This window comes from Candidatus Brocadia sinica JPN1 (assembly GCF_000949635.1).
GTDB lineage: Bacteria > Planctomycetota > Brocadiia > Brocadiales > Brocadiaceae > Brocadia > Brocadia sinica.
This window is the reverse complement of record NZ_BAFN01000001.1, coordinates 163,249-183,383: the sequence shown is the minus strand read 5'-3', so window position 1 is coordinate 183,383 and position 20,135 is coordinate 163,249. Positions and strand designations below refer to the sequence as shown.

The 20,135-nt window shown below is 41.5% G+C and carries 19 protein-coding genes; 16 read left to right on the top strand and 3 right to left on the bottom strand.

Features of this window, described 5'->3' with window-relative positions:
* Positions 1–95: 95 nt before the first annotated feature.
* The 13 genes from BROSI_RS00755 to BROSI_RS00700 all read left to right on the top strand — a co-directional run bounded on the left by BROSI_RS00755 (position 96) and on the right by BROSI_RS00700 (position 14,396).
* The gene (locus BROSI_RS00755; RefSeq protein ID WP_052561436.1) at positions 96–1,091 is read left to right on the top strand and encodes a vWA domain-containing protein; all 996 of its coding nucleotides are present in this window, start codon (positions 96–98) and stop codon (positions 1,089–1,091) included.
* A gap of 115 nt (positions 1,092–1,206) precedes the next feature.
* Positions 1,207–2,214 (top strand): VWA domain-containing protein, encoded by a 1,008-nt coding sequence (locus BROSI_RS00750; RefSeq protein ID WP_082058939.1) that lies wholly within the window; start codon positions 1,207–1,209, stop codon positions 2,212–2,214.
* Between the two features lie 14 nt (positions 2,215–2,228).
* Entirely contained in the window at positions 2,229–3,083 is an 855-nt protein-coding gene (locus BROSI_RS00745) for a tetratricopeptide repeat protein (protein ID WP_157842293.1), read from the top strand.
* A 32-nt stretch (positions 3,084–3,115) separates the two neighbouring features.
* The gene (locus tag BROSI_RS00740; RefSeq protein WP_052561430.1) at positions 3,116–4,975 is read left to right on the top strand and encodes a BatD family protein; all 1,860 of its coding nucleotides are present in this window, start codon (positions 3,116–3,118) and stop codon (positions 4,973–4,975) included.
* The gene (locus BROSI_RS00735; protein ID WP_052561429.1) at positions 4,975–5,883 is read left to right on the top strand and encodes a tetratricopeptide repeat protein; all 909 of its coding nucleotides are present in this window, start codon (positions 4,975–4,977) and stop codon (positions 5,881–5,883) included. The genes BROSI_RS00740 and BROSI_RS00735 overlap by 1 nt, the downstream gene beginning before the upstream one ends.
* A 9-nt stretch (positions 5,884–5,892) precedes the next feature.
* The gene (locus BROSI_RS19570; protein WP_157842292.1) at positions 5,893–6,069 is read left to right on the top strand and encodes a hypothetical protein; all 177 of its coding nucleotides are present in this window, start codon (positions 5,893–5,895) and stop codon (positions 6,067–6,069) included.
* Positions 6,070–6,098: 29 nt separating this feature from the next.
* Positions 6,099–6,752: an ERCC4 domain-containing protein gene (locus BROSI_RS00730; RefSeq protein ID WP_052561427.1), complete on the top strand. Its 654-nt coding sequence runs from the start codon at positions 6,099–6,101 to the stop codon at positions 6,750–6,752.
* Positions 6,753–6,910: 158 nt separating this feature from the next.
* Positions 6,911–9,121 carry a UvrD-helicase domain-containing protein gene (locus BROSI_RS00725; RefSeq protein ID WP_052561424.1) on the top strand — a complete coding sequence of 737 codons (2,211 nt, stop codon included), beginning with the start codon at positions 6,911–6,913 and terminating at the stop codon, positions 9,119–9,121.
* Entirely contained in the window at positions 9,055–11,097 is a 2,043-nt protein-coding gene (locus tag BROSI_RS00720) for a 3'-5' exonuclease (protein WP_082058938.1), read from the top strand. The genes BROSI_RS00725 and BROSI_RS00720 overlap by 67 nt, the downstream gene beginning before the upstream one ends.
* A 488-nt stretch (positions 11,098–11,585) precedes the next feature.
* A complete protein-coding gene (locus tag BROSI_RS19565; protein WP_157842291.1) occupies positions 11,586–11,825 on the top strand; it encodes a hypothetical protein in 240 nt (79 codons plus the stop codon).
* Positions 11,826–12,077: 252 nt separating this feature from the next.
* Positions 12,078–13,496 (top strand): IS66 family transposase, encoded by a 1,419-nt coding sequence (gene tnpC / locus BROSI_RS00715; RefSeq protein ID WP_052561421.1) that lies wholly within the window; start codon positions 12,078–12,080, stop codon positions 13,494–13,496.
* Positions 13,497–13,779: 283 nt separating this feature from the next.
* Positions 13,780–14,004, top strand: a complete 225-nt coding sequence (locus BROSI_RS00705) for a hypothetical protein (protein ID WP_052561416.1) — start codon at positions 13,780–13,782, stop codon at positions 14,002–14,004.
* The gene (locus tag BROSI_RS00700) at positions 14,001–14,396 is read left to right on the top strand and encodes a type II toxin-antitoxin system death-on-curing family toxin (protein WP_052561415.1); all 396 of its coding nucleotides are present in this window, start codon (positions 14,001–14,003) and stop codon (positions 14,394–14,396) included. Before BROSI_RS00705 ends, BROSI_RS00700 begins: the two co-directional genes overlap by 4 nt.
* A gap of 144 nt (positions 14,397–14,540) precedes the next feature.
* Here BROSI_RS00700 and BROSI_RS00695 read toward each other — a convergent pair whose 3' ends face one another.
* From BROSI_RS00695 to BROSI_RS00685, 3 genes are all read right to left on the bottom strand, one after another.
* Positions 14,541–14,798, bottom strand: a complete 258-nt coding sequence (locus BROSI_RS00695) for an REP-associated tyrosine transposase (protein WP_052561413.1) — start codon at positions 14,796–14,798, stop codon at positions 14,541–14,543.
* A 412-nt stretch (positions 14,799–15,210) separates the two neighbouring features.
* Positions 15,211–15,426 carry a hypothetical protein gene (locus BROSI_RS00690; protein ID WP_052561411.1) on the bottom strand — a complete coding sequence of 72 codons (216 nt, stop codon included), beginning with the start codon at positions 15,424–15,426 and terminating at the stop codon, positions 15,211–15,213.
* A 14-nt stretch (positions 15,427–15,440) separates the two neighbouring features.
* A complete protein-coding gene (locus BROSI_RS00685) occupies positions 15,441–15,902 on the bottom strand; it encodes a hypothetical protein (protein WP_052561410.1) in 462 nt (153 codons plus the stop codon).
* 208 nt (positions 15,903–16,110) lie between these two features.
* Here BROSI_RS00685 and BROSI_RS00680 point away from each other — a divergent pair, with 208 nt between their 5' ends.
* From BROSI_RS00680 to BROSI_RS00670, 3 genes are all read left to right on the top strand, one after another.
* Positions 16,111–18,261 carry a M1 family metallopeptidase gene (locus BROSI_RS00680; RefSeq protein WP_052561408.1) on the top strand — a complete coding sequence of 717 codons (2,151 nt, stop codon included), beginning with the start codon at positions 16,111–16,113 and terminating at the stop codon, positions 18,259–18,261.
* A gap of 253 nt (positions 18,262–18,514) precedes the next feature.
* Positions 18,515–19,252 carry a carboxypeptidase regulatory-like domain-containing protein gene (locus BROSI_RS00675; RefSeq protein ID WP_052561407.1) on the top strand — a complete coding sequence of 246 codons (738 nt, stop codon included), beginning with the start codon at positions 18,515–18,517 and terminating at the stop codon, positions 19,250–19,252.
* A 79-nt stretch (positions 19,253–19,331) separates the two neighbouring features.
* Positions 19,332–20,120, top strand: coding sequence for a c-type cytochrome (locus BROSI_RS00670; RefSeq protein WP_052561405.1), 789 nt, complete (start codon positions 19,332–19,334; stop codon positions 20,118–20,120).
* Positions 20,121–20,135: the final 15 nt, after the last annotated feature.

The window sequence follows — 20,135 nt, the reverse complement described above, 5'->3', positions numbered from 1 at the left end:
TTTTCAATCTTGATCTTGATCAATTGGAATCTCTTTGGGATTTGAAATTGAGAATTTATTAAACCTGTTTTGCCAGGATTCAGACAAAGGCTTCAATGATCTTTCATGACCCTTTATTACTGTTATTACTTGTTGTTATTCCACCTTTAGTGTATTGGTCTTTTCATCGCAGAGGGACAAGTCAAGTACTCTTCTCCTCTCTTGATACGGTGAAAAAATTAAAACCCTCATTCTGGCAACGGTACAGATACGTATTGATTATCCTTCGATCTGCTGCTATTGTGCTCCTGGTAATTGCCCTGGCACGGCCTCAGTACGGAAATGAACAGACAAAGGTAACGACTGAGGGGATAGATATTGTCCTTGCGGTGGATGTTTCGGGAAGTATGCTGGCAGAGGACTTCGAAATCGGGGGCAGAAGGCATAACCGGCTTTATGTTATTAAACAAGTAGTGAAAGAATTTATCCAGAAGCGCACAAACGACCGTATCGGTCTGGTTGTTTTTGCCGGACGGGCATATACGCAGTGTCCAATGACACTTGATTATGGGATGCTATTACAGCTTCTGGAAAAGGCGGAGATTGGAATGGTTGAAGATGGCACAGCTATAGGCTCTGGCATTGGTTCATCTGTGGACAGACTCAAAAATACAAAGGCAAAGAGCAAGGTAATTATCCTTCTGACAGACGGAAGAAATAATGCAGGTGAGATAGACCCCTTTACGGCAGCGGAAATAGCAAGGACATTCGGGATAAGGATTTATACAATAGGCGCCGGAACAAAAGGCTTGGCTCCGTTTCCGGCGGTTGACCTGTTTGGGAATACGGTAATGAAGCAGGTAAAGATTGATATTGACGATGATGCCCTCAGAGAAGTTGCAAAGATTACGGACGGAAGATATTACCGGGCAACTGATACTGAATCACTGAAAGAAATTTATAGTCAAATAGATAAACTTGAAAAAACAGAGTCTGAGGTAACTCAGTATACAGAATATCATGAATTGTTTCATTATTTTCTGCTGCCTGCCTTTGGGTTGTTGTTATTTGAGTTAGGTATGACCAAAACAAAATTCAGGAAGATACCTTAAATAGGAAGCGGATCTTAGCAGATATACTCAGACTTCGTCGTGGGCGTCCAGTCAGACGATAATAATTTATTTCATCTTTATAATCTGCGTTCATCTGTGTCCAAATAGTATAATTATGAAGTACGGAAATCTTAATTACCTGTATTTACTTCCTGTTATTCCAATAGTAATTCTCGGGTATTTTCTCGTCTTCAGAAAGAAGATGAATGACCTGAATACATTTGCAAACAGAGAATTACTACAAAAAGTCGGGCTTTTCGTTAGTTGGAAAAGACAGTGGCTCAAGGCTGCCTTAATGATTGTTGGCATACTTTTTCTGATATTTACCCTTATAGAGCCCAAGTGGGGTTACCACTGGGAAGAAATTGAAAAGAAGGGGATTGATATTGCGATTGCGGTGGATACCTCACGAAGTATGCTGGCTGACGATGTAAAACCAAACCGATTAGAAGTGGCAAAAAGGGAGGTTGAAGATTTACTTCATGTATTGGAAGGAGATCGTGTTGGTCTTGTTGTATTTGCAGGTACGGCATTTACTTATTGTCCATTGACCTCTGATTACGGCGCCTTTCGTCTCTTTTTGGATGACATAAATACGAATATCATTCCACAGGGAGGCACTGCCCTGGCAGAGGCAATAAGAAAGGGGATTTCAACCTTTGAGGCGAATTCAAAAAATCACAAGGCTATCATATTGATTACCGATGGTGAGAATCACGAAGATGATCCATTAAAAGCAGCCGCAAAGGCCAAAGAGCAGGGTATCGTTATCTATACAGTAGGTGTAGGAAAGAAGGATGGTTCCTACATCAGGATGAAGGATGAGAGTGGTCAGGAAAGATTGCTAAAAGATAGACAGGGGCAGGTTATTAAATCAAGATTAGACGAAATTACGTTAAATAAAATCGCTTTGGAGACGGGCGGACTGTATACTCCTGCTTACGGTACAGAATGGGGTTTAGAAAAGATTTACAAGGATAGTATCGCGAAGATAGAAGAGTCTGTCTACAAAACGCAGCGCGTGAAAAGATATGTGAATCGCTATCAGATTCCTCTTTTTATTGCGATTGTGCTTATTACCTTAGAGAGTTTTTTGTCAGATCGAAAAAAAGTAATTCCGTGAATTCCTCAAATAAAATGAAGCATTGCAAATTATTATTTTTCGTAGTGGTACTATTTGGATGGGTATCTCTAGGATGGATAGACCCTCTTGCTGACAAGGTAAGGGAGGGAAACAGCCTTTATAACGAGAGTAAGTATGACGAGGCATTGGATAAATACGTAAATGCGCAGGTGGATTCACCCAACACCATCCAGTTAGACTTTAACATAGCCAATGCTCAATACAAGAGGAGTAAATACCATGAAGCCGCTCAACTGTTTGAGAAGGTAATAAGAACCGGGGATCTTGAAATGAAGGCAAAATCGAGTTTTAATATGGGCAATACCCTGTACCGGCAGGGTCAGATGAAAGAGGCTCTGGAGTGTTATAAGAAAACAGTGGATTTTATCGATGAAATTGAACACAAGGTTGGTAGCGAACTCGATATACTGAAAAATGATGCCAAATATAACTATGAGTACGTTGAGCGAAAGATGCAGGAAAATGAACAAAAGCAGCAGGGTCAGGATCAAAAAGACCGGCAGCAGGAAGAAGAACAGGATAAAAACGAGCAACGGCAATCCGATGACAATAAGAGCGGGGAAGAACAAAACCAGGAATCACAGAAAGATAAACAAGATCCCAGGCCAGAAAGTACCCGGAAAGAAAATAAGGATAAAAAAGAGAATAACCAGGATCAATCTGATAAGGATAAGCAAAAAGACCAGCGTTCAGAGCAACAACAGCCGCAATCTCAGGACCAAAAACAAATGACGAAAGAGGAGGCGGATCGGCTTCTGGAGGCATTGAATCACGCGGAGAAAGAGACACGACTTATGAAAAGGGATGCACAGCATTTACAACATAGATCTGTTGAAAAGGATTGGTGATTATTTTAGAAGGTTGGGGCAGAGGTTAAGAAATGAGATACAAATCATTTGAAGAGATATATTACAAATATTTTAGTGTTTTGATTTCTGTCATTATAATCCTTGGATGCATCGGAAAGACATTCGCCGAGGATATTCGTCTAACGGCGACGGTCGATCAAAATGTCTTAACGTTAGACGAACAATTAAAGTTAACATTGACCATTCATGGCACTCAGGATACCTTGCCCCCTTCATTTCCAAGCATTGATGGGTTTACCTTGTTGTTTGGCCCGCAAATATCTGCACAAACGAGAATTATTAATGGTGATGTTTCTGTAAATAAAGGCTATACCTATGTGTTGCAACCTACGGCAACAGGTAAATTTACAATAGGCGCCTCTTCAGTGGAATACAAGGGAAAGGTGTATTCTTCTCATCCAATAAAGGTGGAAGTTGCTGATGCACCTCGCTCATCAGGTTCACAGTCTCCTGACCTTGAAAAGCTCGTCTTTGTAGAACTCAGCACTGACAAGACCGAGGCATATTTATACGAACAGGTTGTGCTCTCCTTTAAATTCTATTTTCAAAAAGGATTACCAGTTGCTGATATAGATTATGCAGCGCCAGCCGTAAAAAATTTTATGGAGGAAAAACTTGGTGACCAAAGGCAGTACGAAGAAATTCGGGACGGAATCATATACAATGTCCTAGAACTGCGCATGGCACTTTTCCCGATGGTGTCCGGAGAACTCACTATATCGCCTGCTAAATTAAAGTGCAATTTAATTGTTCAACATCGGAGGGAGCGCCGGGATGCACCTTCTGATAATTTTTTTGGGGATACATTTTTCGATGATTTCTTTGGCAGGGAACAGAAGAGATATCCTATTGAGAGAACAACGGGGTCGATCACCTTAAGGATTAAATCATTGCCGGAACAGGGTAAACCCATGTACTTTAAAGGTGCAGTAGGTACTTACCATATGGAAGTCTCAACAAAGGCACAGCAGGTAAAGGTTGGTGACCCAATTACCCTTTCTATGTCAGTATATGGGGAAGGAAACATTCAAACAATCAATGAACCCGTATTGGTGTTGAATCGTGAGGACGATTTTAAGCTGTATCCTGCCGAGTCTAACACGCAAATTACCAATCGGGAAGAATTGATTCGTGGACGAAAGGTGTTTAACAAGGTCATAGAACCCCAAAAGGCAGATCTGAAATTCACACCGGCAATAGTGTTTAGCTTTTTTGATCCGCGCGCCGGGCAATATAAAACAATTACGAAAGAACCTTTTCCCATTGTTGTCGAAGCGGAGGAACAAGAGGTGCCTATTCAGTTGACTTTTTCTCCTGATAAATTACGGCCGGTTAAGCACCAACCTCAAATATTAACCCACGATATTCTCCCGATCATGACAAATCTGTCTTCGTTGCGGGATCAGGGAAGTCTGGTCTATGAAAACCCATTTATCGCTGCGTGCCTTTCTATCCCCATGATTATTGTCATAACCTCTTTTTTTATAACGAAAAAGAAAGTGCGATTGCAAACAGATATTGGTTATGCCAGAAATAAACGGGCACATGCAGCTGCAAAAAAAAGATTGAAAGGGGCGCAAACGATATTTCACCAGAATCTTCCAACGGAGTTTTATTCACACCTTTCCAAGTCAATGTCCGATTATCTGGCAGATAAATTAAATATCCCTCTGGCGAGCGTTACGGAGGATAAAGTAGATGCCTTATTAAAACAGCGGGGAGTTAGAGACGATATCACAGAAGAAATTTGCCGCTGCATGACTGATTTTGATCATCGGCGTTTTTCAAGAGACGGAGGGTCCAGGGATGAAATGGAGCATTCTTTAAAGCTTGCCGAGGAACTCATCGCAAAACTGGAGAGACAACTGTAATGAAAATACGTTTCTTTGTCCCTTTTTTCTTTATACTTTTCTTTTCCCTTTGTAGCGTACAGATTGCAAACTGCGGATTACCGAAATCTGAAATCCGAAATCCGAAATCCGAAATATCGAGGGATGTTGCTGTAAAATTATTTACTGACGCAAATGAAAAATATCAGCTGGCAGCAAAGTTTATTGCAGCAAAAAATATTCAGGAGGCAGACCAGAAGCTGAAAGAAGCGGCCTCACATTACGAGGCGATCCTGGCAGGTGGGTTCAAAAACGGTCAAATATATTATAATCTGGGAAACACGTATTATCGTCAGGGAGAATTAGGGAAGGCAATCCTGAACTATCGGAGGGCCGGGCAGCTTATGCCGAGAAATGCGGACCTGAATGCAAACCTGAGACTGGCGAAGGGCTCTACCGAAGATAAAGAATTATCAAACGAAATTCCCATTGCAGTCCGAAGGATATTCTTTTGGTTTTTCTTTTTGAACCAGAACGAATTAGCGATAATAGCCATTTTCCTTTATGGAATACTGATGACACTACTTTTCTTTTTAATCACCCTTAAATATACATGGTTTAGAAAAATAATAATAGGTTTTTCTGCTGGCTTATTTGTTGTGGTAGTATCACTCGGTATCAAAGTCTATTTAGAACAGGGTGTGAATCGTGGAGTGATTATTGCTACAAAGTGCGAAGTACGATACGGACCGGGAGAAGAGTATGAAACAAAGTTTGAAATACATAACGGTGCGGAGTGTGTTATTGAAGATGTAAAAGACGAATGGTATAGGGTGTATGTAAATATAGGTGTGAAACAGGATGCCGCATCAAAAACGGGTACCGAAGAAAAGGTAAGCAAGGAAGTTCGCAGGGGATGGTTGCAAAAAAAGTATGTGGAAGTGATTTAGGAGTATGAAATGGGTGGATTCTATGGAAAGTTATTGATTTGTGCATATATCGTATTCTGTGCCATCCTGTTAGGTTTTATTTTGATGTGCTTTGTCTTTGGGAGAAAGAGAAACAGGATTTCATGTGAAGGAGATCAGCCAGAAACTGTTCAACCAGAAATGCATGGCGGCAATATAAACCGATAAAAATTTAAAAAAAATACACAATTTTTATCATGAATATCGTTATAGAAATCGATTATCGTGAAAAAGATTCTGGAATTGTTGAGATTTTACGGGAGCAAGAAAATTTTGCTATAGACGTAAAAAAATTATCCATTGGCGATTATCTCATTAACAAACATATTGCTGTTGAACGAAAGACAACAAAGGATTTTATTCTATCTCTTATTGATGGACGGTTGTTTTCCCAGGCAGCTCGATTAAAAAGACACGCAGCTGTACAATTTATGATTATAGAGGGTACTGATTTGTTCCATACAGGTTATGAGATTGATCCACAGGCAATCAAAGGGGCGCTTGTTTCTTTGTCTGTTTCCTGGCAGATTCCCTTGATATTTTCAAGATCTTCCTGCGGTACTGCTGAAATATTGACTCTGGCAGGGAGGCAGGATGGTAAATATCATGATGAAATCTTGAAGAGGATGGGAAGAAAATCCAAGTGCATTCAAACACAGAAATTATACTTTCTTCAAGGATTGCCTGGCATAGGACCAGGAATAGCAAAAAGGATGTTAGAATATTTTGGAAGCATAGAGAAGGTTGTCAATGCCCATGAGTATGAACTCTCCGGTATAAAAGGAATCGGCAAGAAAAAAGCATCCTCGATCCGTAAAATTATTACAGAACAAATTTTGCCGAAACGGTAAGATCCTTTGTCCTTTACCCAAACCTCATTTCCCATATCTTTTCTGTTGGTTTCATGTTATAGGAATTTTCGTTTTTATTCATGCGGTTTTTAGAGTGACACGGACAAACGGAGTTTGTCCGTGTTTAAATTCTAATATGAAGAGCCGTTCAAATAGTCATGCCAAAACCCGTCGACAATGACATAAGAGAACTTGCCGTATCCGAACTCGATAGAAACATTGTCGTGACGGCTGGCGCAGGAACGGGTAAGACCACGCTTCTGGTGAATCGAATGTTGCATCTGCTGCTTGGCCATAAAAGATTTCAAGAAGAAGAAAGTCCCATCCTCAGAATTGTAGCCATGACCTTTACGGAGAAGGCCGCCGGTGATATGAAGGTCAGGCTGATGGGGGAGTTAGAAAAGATCGTAGCCGTTATCAACGGGAATGCCTCACAAGAAGAGCATGCAAACGTAGAAAAGTTTCTTGCACACATCCGGGATGTCTATCAGACGACATATCATGAAATAGAGCGCCGCGCAAGGAAGTCCCTGGAAGACATGGACAAGGCCCTTATCGGAACCATTCACGGTTTTGCAGCCTATGTCCTGCGCCTCTATCCCATAGAATCAGGAGTAATTCCTGGATTTGCAGTGGATGAAGGGGATGTCTTCGATGAACTTTTTGACGAAGAATGGACAAGGTGGCTGGATGCAGAGCTTACCCTTACTTCGCCTAACGCAGATATCTGGAAGAGTGTACTCAGGCGATTAGACTTAGAGCCACTCAAGGAATTTGCCAAACGGTTATCAGGATTTACTATTCCCTTGAATTTTCTTACGGTTGATGTGGGCAGTAAATCTGTAATAGATCTCCCCCACCGCAACCTTTCCCCATCAGGGGAGAGGGCATCTGGTAACCGGGCGCCATATGCACTCACTTCCTTTGGTATGAAAGGGTTGAGGGAAGGGGATGCAGCATTGTTACATCCACCGAATATCCAATCCTTGGTAGATCCATTAATTAACAAAATCAATGAAATTGCCTCTTGCTGTGAAAAGCCGAAGAACAATCTGCTTTCACAATTACATGAATTAGCGAATATTCTCGATGCAATAAAAAAACAGGGTCTCAGATATTTAAATACAGTAGAATATGATTTCGATAAAGAAGCTTCTACGGCAAAGACTGGTTGGACAGATGATGGATTTGAGATTGCACGAAAACTGGTAAAAGAGTGTTATACCCTGATAAAGAAATTAAAGACCGTTGATGATGCCTTTATTGCAACCACAATAAATCTCATACTTCCTTTTGCCAAGGCATTTCGGCAAACGTATCTATCACAGGGATACGTCTCTTTTGACGGACTTCTTACCATTACCAGGGATTTACTGCAAAATAAAGAGTATCGTTATATTCGTGAGAAACTCAAGAAAGAGTTGAGAGCGATACTCGTGGATGAGTTCCAGGACACAGACCCCGTCCAGTATGAGATCGTCCTTTTTCTCTCCGAAGCATTGGAACATTACAGCAAAGATGCCAGAAAGGTAACCCTTGAGCCAGGAAAGCTCTTTATTGTGGGTGATCCCAAACAGTCCATCTATGCCTTCCGCAGGGCGGATATTGAGGCTTATGAACAAGTGGTACAGCAGGTGTGTGGACAGGATGAGACTTTAAAGTTACAGGAAAATTTCAGGAGTCATTCTTGTATCATCGAGGTTGTAAACCAGCTATTTGACGGAAGGATCATGGTAGAACAGCCGGGATTCCAACCACGGTATATTCCTATTCACGCAAATAGGCCAAAGAGTCGCCCAACCCAGAAGGTTGAGATTATCCTGGTCTCTGATAAAGAAGGAGAAGAGCTAAAGGCAGATGAGGCAAGGGAAGCAGAGGCAGAATGGATTGCCAGATGGATAACAAAGCACGTGAATGACGAGGTCATTGAAGATAAATTAGCCGAAAATGGAATTCGCAAGCTTAAGTACAAGGATGTGGTCTTGCTTTTACGGGCATTTACCCAGGTGAGACCCTATGTTGAGGCTCTCAAAAGGTATGGTATCCCCTATATCGTGGAGGGTGAAAAATACTTCTATACCACCCAGGAAATCCTCGATTTCATAAACCTCCTGCGTGCCATCGAGAATCCCCATGATACGATTGCCCTGGTGGGTGTACTGCGTTCTCCTATGGTGGGCTTCACAGACCGCGAGATATATGAACTTCGAATGAACCACTTATTAGATTACGGCAATGACGTTTCAAGTGAAGTCACCATGATCCATGAGCTCACAACAAAGGATAAAAATACCCCTCCTAAATCCCCCCTTGCGAAGGGGGGGGAGGGGGGGTTAAAAACCTATCCACAGATTTTAAAAAAATTATAGAAACCTTCTATAGTTTTTTAAGAAAAACCCACGCCCGTGCAGGCATACTTCCCGTTTCACAACTCATCGCAGAGATTATGGACAATACCCATATTGCAGAGATTACGGCATGTGCCTGGCATGGTGAACAGAAGTTGGCCAACCTCTGGAAACTTTACCAGATGGCTTGTGATATGGAGCAGTCAGAGGGTATTTCACTCAAAAACTTTATAGACCGCATCAAGGCACGCATAAAGGAGGCAAAAGAAGAAGGTGAGAGTCCCCTCTCGGATGAGACACTGGATGTTGTGAAAATCTTGTCCATCCATAAATCGAAGGGTCTTGAATTTCCCGTCGTCATCCTGGGCAATCTGCACGGTGAAGTAAGGAATGATAAAGAAGTACTGGACTCAGCGGTATTTGATTGGTCTACGTCCACGACAGGCATTGCGATTGGTAGGGGGAATCAAAAGATAAGAAATCTTCAAAGTATCGTGATTGAAAAGAAATTGAACGAGCGTTCATGGGAGGAAGAGAAACGTGTCCTGTATGTGGCTATGACCAGGGCAAAGGAACGATTGATCCTTACAGGTTCCTTTAAGGACGATGATAAATCTTACATGGGGCTGATTACAAAATCAGTGAGGGCTGCCACAGGCATTGAGCTTGGCGATGAAACATTCACGAATCATGGTTACACAAAGGAAGATGAAAATGTATCACCCGCCCCTAACCCCTTCCATTCCTTTGACTTCGCTCTGGACAAGCAAGGGAGGGGAAATAACGGAGAATCTACGTCAAAGGAGGAAAATAAGACATACGAGGAAAATAAGACAGATGAGGGGAACAAAACAAGTGAGGAAGATAGAACAGGTGCAGAAAAATCCCCTCTCCCCTTGCGGGAGAGGGTCAGAGCGAGAGGTGCTTCCCAAGGAAAGTTTCTTTTAGAAAATGCGGAGGTCTTTGTAGAACATTTTAGATTTGATGGGACACACCGTCCCCAAAAAGCCCCAAAAGCGAAGACCTTGGATGTCGACTGGACAACCTTTGTCGAACTGTGGAAAAAAAGAGAGGCTGCAATGGTTGAGGCAAGCAGGAAACCCCTCTTTGTCTCTCCAACGACGATAGCACTTGAAGAAGCAATGAAAAAAGGCATACCCATAGCATCGGGTAGAACAGAAGGGATTCCTCATTTTCATCCAGATGAATTTGAACAACATCGAATGGAAAACTACTCTTTCTCCACTCCTTACGAAGGAGGAACGAGGAAGGCTTCTAATTCTACCTCCCCTTTATGCCCTCCTTCAGAAGGGGGGGATAAAGGGAAGGTTATAAAATCCCAAAGAATCCGACATGATATTGAACAATCACATCCAAAACATGCCGCATTGATCGGTTCCATCTGCCACCGTGTATTGGAGGGATGGGATTTCCATGGGACTTCTCAGGAACTTCAGAAATCAGTCGAATCAGCAATAAAATGGACCATTAACCTTGGAATAATCAAAGGAGAGTCATCTGCCCAATTTCAAAGAGAAGATCTTGCATATCGAGAGGATAGTATTTCCCCTCCTTCTGAAGGAGGGTATAAAGGGGTGGTTATAAAACACCAGGGAATACCCTTCGATACTCTACAACTTCAGGACGTGGAATTTATAAAAGCAGAGGTAGAAAAGATACTTTCCGTCTTCATTGGTTCAGAGGCATATAAAGAACTACAGACCGCACAGATCCTTGGGCGAGAGGTGCCTGTCCTCGTTAATTGGGATGGGCAGATCATGAGGGGTATCATTGATGTCCTGTATAAGATAGACAACCGTATCATCATCGCCGATTATAAGACGGATCACGTTACGATGACCGACCTGCCAGCAAAGGCAGAAAAATACCAGTACCAAAAAGAAGTCTATGTTGAGGCCGTCAAACACTGCCTTAAAATAGACAATCCTGAATTTAAACTCATTTTTCTCAGGTTAGGCAAGGCCTTACCTCTATGATACCTTAAAAATCTTTTGTAACAATTTAGCTTTTTGAAAAAGTATCAGCCGAGGTATTAAAAAGTAAAAATAGCCTTACTTATTTTACTCACCCCTTTATCCCCTCCAAGGAGGGGACTTTTTCAATTCCCCTCCTTGGAGGGGCCAGGGGTGGGTTCCTTACCCTCTTGAGGATGGCCATAGATATGTCTTTTCCTTTTTCAAAAAACTAAACCGTTACAATCTTTTTTATCTGCTCAAACCTGTTCCTGTCCGGTTCAGGATAATCGAGTAAATGAAAATATCAAAATGCAAATTGCAAAATTCTTTCCTCTTTTTGCAAAAAAGAGTATCATAGTAAATTATATAAGTAAACCATAGCATTGGAGGGTAAAAGATGGACAAGGATATTAAAGTTGATATTTCTGAACTAATTCAGCTAATGTTTGTGGGTCTCATGGGAGCTAACAATGAAATAAATAAAGTACTAAAAGCCTTCCATGAAGGACATGATAAACCCAGTCACGGGTTTCTATTTTACGAGTTTTTGGTGCACCAACCATTATATTAAAGAACCACCTATGGTTTCTTTTGATAAGACATGGATATTTTCACCATTTCCACACCGGCTAGCGCGGAGACCTCTTGTTATGCCTGAGGAAGAGATTGCGAAGCGTGAAATTCTCATAAATATGGCTATTGATCAATTTACACAACGCTTATATAAATTTTGGGTAACTATTCAGTGAAAATATTTTAAAATATGTTTGACAGGATATCCGGGACAGAGAGTCGTTTGGATTAGTTTGTGGCATATATGGCCTGTAGAGGTGGTTAGTACAGCCTATATGAGGAGAGAGCACAGACATGGACAGACTTGGTGTTGGTAAGAGGAATTCGTGCTTTTGTCGTGTCTTATAGCGCCAATAAAAAGGATGAAAAAGCCTGTGATATAATAGCCGCAGTAAATAAATGGGTGGCTCATCATACAGGCGGATTCATTGACGATAGACAATATAGACATAGAGGTAACGCTCCAAAAAGTAGAGAAGCTTCTTTCTGAAGAGAAAGTGCTGTCGCCAGCCATGAGGTCCATGGTAGAGTTATTGGTAGTAGTAATAACGCTGCTGGTTGGTCGTTTAAACCGTAACAGTCGCAACAGCAGTAAGCCTCCCTCAAGTGATCCGAATCGCAAGAGAGAAAGCAAGGCGAAGGGCGAGAGGAAGGCGGGTGGACAAAAGGGTCGTGAGGGGGTGACGCTGAAAAGGGTTGAGAACCCTGATAAGGTGGAAGTGATAAAAGTAGACCAAAGGAAGTTGCCGCGTGGGGAATATACGGTGGTGGGTTACGAAGCGCGCCAGGTGTTTGATATGAAGATTTCACGGGAGGTAACAGAGTATCGTGCAGAGATAGTTGAGGACGCGGAGGGGAACCGATTTATCGCGCCCTTTCCTGAAGGAATAACAAAGGCGGCGCAGTATGGGGCGGATTTGAAGGCGCATGCAGTATATATGTCACAGTATCAACTGATACCCTACAAGAGGATTCAGGAGTATTTTGAAGAGCAGATGTCGATGCCGGTGAGTGAAGGTTCCTTGTACAATTTTAATCAGGAAGCCTACGAATATCTGGAAATCTTTGAGGAGAAAAGCAAAGCAGAACTCACCAAGTCAGAGGTGTTGCATGTGGATGAAACGAGTATTAACAAGAACGGGGATAGATATTGGTTGCATAGCGCATCCAATAGGCAGTGGACATGTTTTTATCCTCACGAAGGGAGAGGGACAGAGGCAATAGATAGCATAGGAATATTGCCCCAATTTCGTGGGATTCTTTGTCACGACCATTTGAAGGCGTATTACACCTATCCCTGTACGCACGCGCTCTGTAATGCGCACCACCTGAGAGAATTAGAGGGTGTGTGGGAAGAGGACAATAAGCAGCAGTGGGCGAAAGAGATGAAGGCCTTGCTTGAAGAGATAAATCGTGCAACATGCGATGCCGGAGGAATGTTGGGCGCCGATGAGTCTGAAAAATATCGGCACAGGTACCGGGTGATATTGCAAAACGCAGAAGCCGAAAGCCCTCCCCCTGATGAAACAAACCGTAAGGGGAAAAGGGGGCGAGTGAAAAGGACAAAAGCCAGAAATCTTCTGGAACGATTACGAAAGTATGAGGATGATGTCCTGAGGTTTATGGACAATAAAAACGTCCCTTTTACGAATAATTTGGCTGAAAACGACATCAGGATGACAAAGGTTCAGCAGAAAATATCGGGCTGCTTTCGTTCTTTGGAGGGAGCCAGGATTTTTTGCCGCATTCGCAGCTACCTCTCAACTTGTCGAAAACAAGGGGTAAATTTGAGACAGGCATTAAAGATGCTATTTCATGGCGAATTGCCTGATTTTGTTCGCTCATAGCAATTATGAGCGAATATACGCTGAATAGTTACGAAGAAAGAGGACAAACTAATTATTGTCAGAGAGAAACATATAAGGCAGGCCATGAAAGAGATCGGCATGATAAAAAGCAAAGAAGAAGAATAATAACACATTGCAGTGAGGCTGCAAATAAAAGGATTAAAAAAGCTCACGTAAAATCACACAGGGGTCAGTTCGCCCATGGTTAGGATAAGTGTTTCACTAACATATGGGATGGAGTTTTTTGTGCACGAAAACCTTAATTTCAAGGGAGGTATGAGCCATGAAATATCTCGGAATAGCAAAAAGGGAAAAAGATCAATCAATAACAATGCCCGACTCTTTTAAAGAAAGTTCTCAGTGGGATAGTTACGAAGTGATTGAAGTGGGCGGAGATATTCTTTTGATACCTCCTCCGCTGGATAAAGAGCGTCTAGCACGCATTGAAAAACTTACCAAAATATCCATTGAAGAACATCGTAAAACTCTAAAAGGGCTTGCAAAGTGAACTGGGTATCTTTAGAGGAATTGTTCGTCATTCATGAAATGATTGTTGATGAAACAGGCGGCGTGCATGGAGTTATTAATTTAGGCGGATTAGACTCATCATTAGCAAGACCTTTTACTTCTTTTCAAGGACAGGAGCTATTTCCTGACTTATGGAGCAAAGTAGCAGCTCTAATCCATTCCATCATAGCCTTTCATCCTTTCGTCGATGGAAATAAGCGAGTAGCTTTAGTGTCTGCTGATGTATGCCTCAGAATGAATGGCTATCGCTTGATTCCTTCTGAGGAAATTGAACCTTTTTTCTGGTCGATTGCCCGTGGAGAAAAATCAGTTGAGGAGATTACCCAATGGATACAGTCGCATTCGGAGCCCTGGAAGGAGAAAGGGACGTAACGATTCTTTTATAAATTTGCAAAATGCACTTTGCTTTATAAAATCGGCCAGAAAACACTGGGCTTTAGCCTAGGGATAATTCATTCTATTCTCGCCCATACGTCTATACGCAGTCAGGTAGGGCAGGCATTGCCTGCCAAAATATCATTCTCCAAAATCCGCATCGGTTATCGCATCCATTTCATCTCCACCCCAATCTGGCGGATAAAACCCATTTTTCACAAACCGGTGAAACGTCGAATACGGCCAGTCCTTGACACGTTTTACCAATCCATGCTTTACCGGGTTAAAATGCAGATAATCCATGTGTCTTCTAAAATCATCCTCATCACGAATCATGTGTTCCCAAAAACGCCGTTGCCAGATCGTTGCTTCGCGGTATTTCCGTTTTGAATCGGTCATCTATTCGTTACGATGAAACAGGTTTTTTGCCCTTTTTGAAAATCCTGCCTTAATCATGCCCCAGCGTTTGGAATAATCACCGCCATTTTCCGGAAGAGTCCATATGCAATGGATATGGTCAGGCAGCAGCACCCATCCACGTAATTTTTATGTAGGGCGGGCATTGCCCGCCATAATCAATCCCGCGGTTCCAAAGTGGTGGACACCTGATATTTAACGTAGGATGTCGTACGTACACCACCCCCAATTACCGATTATTTGTCAAAACCATTTCGATCTAATCCTTTACGCAGAACCCACCACGATTGCTGAATTTTTGGTAGGCAGTGCCTACCCTACCTTGCTGCCTAACGTTTAGTAATCATCGGTGACCGTCAGGCCGTTCACTGCACCTGTTGTTAGTCTCTATATTTCATGCTCGACCACTACCTCCACATCTTGGACATACAGACCCAGATGGTCCAAGCATTTTTGCCTCTAACATTAATTGAGCAGCGGCTTCTTTTACGGCCTGTTCTTCTTTTGGCTTCTCATAAAATCCGGCTGATTTTTCAATATTTCCCGTTCTATATATCTTTATAGCTGTTGTAGCCTCTTGGATTTTCTGTATAACTTCCGATATTTTCATTGTTTTATTCCTCCTTACATTGTTGTCTGAGCGACTTGATTAAGATCATATCGTTTAATTTCCTCATAGGCCTTAGATATTTCTTTCGTAATATAATCCCTACATGTTTTTTTTAGTCCAGGTGGTATTTTGTTACAATGGTACAATACATCGTATAAATCTCTAAATGACTGCCAATAACTTTGATGTAATATTTCCTTTGCTACAACATCATGATTCCAAAGAGATGCAGTTAATTCCAAAGCATTGACCGCTTTAACAACATCAGGAGTTATTAAGTTTTCCGGATCGATGGCATTAATGCCGTTCCATGCCATAGCCAAATCAATAACCTTGTCTTTCTTAAACATATTTTTTTGTAATTCATTTGTAATTGTATTTGAGTTTTCTGCTTTGCGTATCGCCCAAACGCTAATTATTATACCGATTATCGATAATAAACATGAGGCATATGCTGCTATGGATTCATGTGTCATTTGAGTTATCTCCTTCGAGATGATAGTTTGTGGTGCTTAACTATTTATTATATAAAAATAATTCTGCAATCAACTAGAAATACAGAAAGATTCTGCATCTCTAATATTTTTGCCTTTACAAAAACTGGTAATTTAATAACATGGATGAATATCAAAATCAATGGTAAAAGATATAACGAATGTTTGAATGTTTTTAAAGGAGTTGGGTATGTTAACTACAGTGAAAAGTAAATGTATTTTAACTTTTATGTGTGTTTTATTAATTATGACGATGTCTACCTTGTGTGCCAAAGAAGTTCGCGAAAATAAGATTCAAAGCCACAATCTGGAGATTGAACTTTTTCTGAAAGAGCATAAGTTAAAGGCCGTTGATCATATGCAGGTGCAATGTAAGGATACGGAAAAGGTTTCGTGTCTTATCAACGGGGCATTTCAAATCCTGTCCGTGGGTTCGTTAGATAGAAAATTGGATTTTAAGGTACGAACCAGGGGTTTCGATATAGACAGTCTTATCCAAAAGGGTGTTGCCGGGAATGTACAGTGTCTGGAGATTACAATACCATCGGATTTGAGGCAAGCAGACGGCTTGATTTTGGATATTGCATACGAAGGATGCCTTTTTGAAAAGCCGGCCTCGTTAGAGTTGGAGGACGTTGGTGAAACGACCGGTATTATTGATGAGGCAGGGGTTTACCTGAGCCCTGCATGTACGTGGTATCCGGATATCCCCGGCTCTTTGGCGGCTTTTCGGGTGACTGCTATTACGCCTGAAGGACATGAGGCAGTAACGCAAGGTACGCTGGTAAGCAGGAAATCGATTGATGGTAAGACTTATACCACGTGGGAAGAAAGGAATGTGTCAGAGGGATGTGACCTTGTTGCCGGGAAATATAAAGTGACAAGCATCAACCATAAGGGTATCGATATTTACGCTTATTTTTTCCCCGAAGAGCAAGGCTTGGTAGAAACGTATATAAACGCTACAAAGCGCTATCTGGATATGTATCAAAAACTCCTGGGGGACTATCCATACGGAAAGTTTGCCATTGTAGAAAATTTCTTTCAGACGGGATATGGCATGCCTTCGTTTACCCTGCTGGGAAATACCGTAGTAAAAATGCCGTTTATTGTAGATACTTCTCTGGGCCATGAGATCTTACATAACTGGTGGGGAAATTCGGTCTTCGTGGATGAATCTCAGGGGAACTGGTGCGAAGGGTTGACTACTTATATGGCAGACTATTATTATAAAGAACTTAAGGATAGTGCCTCAGCCGAGGAGTATCGCAAGGACATTTGTAGAAAGTACACCAATTACGTAACGGGAGAGAATGATTTCCCTTTAAAAAAATTTATTGGCAGAAGGGACCAGGCAACCAGGGCTATTGGGTATGGGAAGACGGCGATGGTATTCCACATGCTCAGGCGGATGGTTGGAGATGAGTTGTTTTATAAATCGCTCAGGAGATTTTATAAAGAAATGATTTGGCAGCAGGCAAGTTGGAAAGATATCCAGTATGTGTTTGAAGATACCGGCAAGATGGATTTATCCTGGTTCTTTGAACAGTGGATTAATTGGGAAGGTGCGCCCTTTCTTGAATTGGGTAAAACAGAGGTGGAGAAGGTCATCGATGGTTGGCTGACAAAGGTAGAGGTCATCCAAAAAGGCAAGCCATACCATCTCTTCTTGTCAGTTCGTCTGGGACTTGACGAAGGAAATTTTCATACCATTGCAGAAGTAAAAGGACAGTCTGATCACATTTCCCTCCGGACAAAATCTCAACCCAGGTATATTATCATAGATCCTCAATGTGATGTGTTTCGGCGTCTCCATACGGAAGAAATTCCTCCTACGATAGATTTGGTATTGGGAGACGAGAATAAGGTCGTTGTGTATCCGACGGGTGGAGAAGGTGCTTCACAAGAATCGTACAAAAAGCTTGCAGAATCCCTGGCAGATAAAAAAACGGCCGTAAGGGCAGACACGGAGGTTACAGAAAAGGAATTAAGTCAAAAAAGCCTGTTTGTTCTGGGAGGGCCAGCAGAGAACAAACTCACGAAGATGTTTGTCGAAAATTTATCAAAGGATTTTTCCCTTGAAGCAGGATCATTTGGGGTAAATAAAGTAACGTACAAAGATAAAGGGAATGCCCTGCTTGTGACTTCTAAAAATGTTAAGAACAGAAAAAAAGGTGTCGCCGTGTTTATGGGGCTAGGTCCGGATGCGATTAAAAGCGTAGGATACAAGATCCCACACTATGGAAAATATAGTTACCTGGTATTTGTAGATGGTAAGAATGTTGATAAGGGGACATTTGCAGTAACGGATAATCCATTAGGACGGACTCTTGATCAATAAATATATCTCTTCATGAGTACGGAGCTTATGTTTTGGTAAACAATATTATATTGTGAAAGCGTTATTTCATTTGTGAAATCGTGCTGAGAATAATATCCCTGAAAAGTGCATGAACGTATAAATATTTAAGTGTAACTGAAATGGAGTACTTAGAAGATATTTTGTTTTTTTTGTATTTTTGCGAGGTGTGGGAACGGTTTTTGTCAATTGTTTGTGGTCGTTATTATTTTGCTTAAAAAACTCTGTTAAATTTATGAAGCAGTTATTTTTTCTTAGCGCCTTATTTGGGTTCATTGGTTGGAATCTCATATCTTCAACGGGTATATTAGCGGAGAATGATTATACCGAGATAGAGGTTTCAGACGGTGGTACTGTTATTGGCAATGTGAAATACATGGGCGACTTAGCGACGCCGGGATTAAATCTCCATCGTGATTGGGAAATATCAGAGGCCTCTAAAACCACAACTGAAAAACTTGTCTTCAGTAAAATCAATAATGGGCTTAAAAACGCCGTAGTTTCTCTGAAAGATATCACACACGGTAAAAAAAAGATAATACCTGCAATCCATCCGATAATGGATCAGCAAAATAATATTTTTATCCCTCGCGTACTTGCGATTTTGACAGGAACCACGATTGACATCTTAAATGGTGATGAGGTGATGCATAATATTCATACCCGGTCAATGAAGAATCAGCCATTTAACCTTGGCACCACTTACAAACAAAGAATATCAAAAAAATTTGATTATTCCGAAATTATTAAGCTGACATGCGATCTTCACAAAAATACGTATGCATGGATTGTTGTCTTTGATAATCCCTATTTTGATATGACAGACAGAAACGGATATTTTGAAATTTGTGATATCCCGCCGGGAACGTATAAATTCCAGGTATGGCATGAAGAGTTAGGAAACTTAGAAAAGGAGGTAACGGTTCACCCGAAAGAAATTACTACCATAGAATTTGTTTATTCGCAGAATTAGAAAAAAAACAAAAACATGTACTGGCTAGACAAAATAGTTGGGTTTATATAACTGCAATCGGAAAGGAGGAAGGCTGAATATGAAACCTAAGGTCTTATTGGATAGGGTTGGCTTATGGAGTGCAACGGCGGTAGCGGGCATAGCCATGATGTTAGGTATAGCGCCAATGAATGCTAAAGCCGAATTTAAAATACCAACAGAGGTTACAGATTTGGGTAAGGATACTTATAAAAAATATTGTAGCCCCTGTCACGGAGAGGAAGGTAATGGAAATGGACCACTTGCACGGTCGATGCTCCCCAAGCCACGTGATTTTACGAGAGGTGCTTATAAATTTAGAACGACTCCGAGTGGTTCACTTCCTACGGACGAAGATATTTACCGGACGATTTCCTTTGGGGTACCAAATTCTACCATGATACCATGGGATATTTTGACGGAAGAACAACGTTTATCGGTGATTCCCGTCCTGAAGAGTTTTTCTGAGGCATTTGAGTTCAGGAAACCTGACCCACCCGTCGAGGTTGGTTTGCGGGTTAGACCTACGGAAAAATGCATTGCAGAGGGGAAAAAAATTTACGAAGAAAAATTGGAATGCTGGAAGTGTCATGGCATCGAAGGACGCGGAGATGGTCCCAGCGCTGCTGAACAGGAAGATGATTTTGGATTTCCTATAAAACCCTTTGATTTTACTACAGGGAAATTTAAGGGAGGTAATTCACCTCAGGATGTTTACCTCAGATTTACCACGGGATTGAACGGCACTCCCATGCCATCGTTTGCGAAGGAGCTTACCGACGAAGAAAGATGGTGTTTGACGTATTATGTAATGTCACTCATTAAACCAGAAGAAAATACCCATAAATAGCATCTGAATATGTTC

Bases quoted from the DNA above. Each gene is read 5' to 3' on its own strand.
- BROSI_RS00670 (WP_052561405.1), top strand. From the start codon at position 19,332: ATGAAACCTAAGGTCTTATTGGATAGGGTTGGCTTATGGAGTGCAACG.
- BROSI_RS00680 (WP_052561408.1), top strand. From the start codon at position 16,111: ATGTTAACTACAGTGAAAAGTAAATGTATTTTAACTTTTATGTGTGTT.
- BROSI_RS19565 (WP_157842291.1), top strand. From the start codon at position 11,586: ATGATAAACCCAGTCACGGGTTTCTATTTTACGAGTTTTTGGTGCACC.
- BROSI_RS00725 (WP_052561424.1), top strand. From the start codon at position 6,911: ATGCCAAAACCCGTCGACAATGACATAAGAGAACTTGCCGTATCCGAA.
- BROSI_RS00705 (WP_052561416.1), top strand. From the start codon at position 13,780: ATGAAATATCTCGGAATAGCAAAAAGGGAAAAAGATCAATCAATAACA.
- BROSI_RS00750 (WP_082058939.1), top strand. From the start codon at position 1,207: ATGAAGTACGGAAATCTTAATTACCTGTATTTACTTCCTGTTATTCCA.
- BROSI_RS00695 (WP_052561413.1), bottom strand. From the start codon at position 14,798: ATGACCGATTCAAAACGGAAATACCGCGAAGCAACGATCTGGCAACGG.
- BROSI_RS00675 (WP_052561407.1), top strand. From the start codon at position 18,515: ATGAAGCAGTTATTTTTTCTTAGCGCCTTATTTGGGTTCATTGGTTGG.
- BROSI_RS00755 (WP_052561436.1), top strand. From the start codon at position 96: ATGATCTTTCATGACCCTTTATTACTGTTATTACTTGTTGTTATTCCA.
- BROSI_RS00745 (WP_157842293.1), top strand. From the start codon at position 2,229: ATGAAGCATTGCAAATTATTATTTTTCGTAGTGGTACTATTTGGATGG.
- BROSI_RS00690 (WP_052561411.1), bottom strand. From the start codon at position 15,426: ATGAAAATATCGGAAGTTATACAGAAAATCCAAGAGGCTACAACAGCT.
- BROSI_RS00730 (WP_052561427.1), top strand. From the start codon at position 6,099: ATGAATATCGTTATAGAAATCGATTATCGTGAAAAAGATTCTGGAATT.
- BROSI_RS00740 (WP_052561430.1), top strand. From the start codon at position 3,116: ATGAGATACAAATCATTTGAAGAGATATATTACAAATATTTTAGTGTT.
- BROSI_RS00685 (WP_052561410.1), bottom strand. From the start codon at position 15,902: ATGACACATGAATCCATAGCAGCATATGCCTCATGTTTATTATCGATA.
- BROSI_RS00735 (WP_052561429.1), top strand. From the start codon at position 4,975: ATGAAAATACGTTTCTTTGTCCCTTTTTTCTTTATACTTTTCTTTTCC.
- BROSI_RS19570 (WP_157842292.1), top strand. From the start codon at position 5,893: ATGGGTGGATTCTATGGAAAGTTATTGATTTGTGCATATATCGTATTC.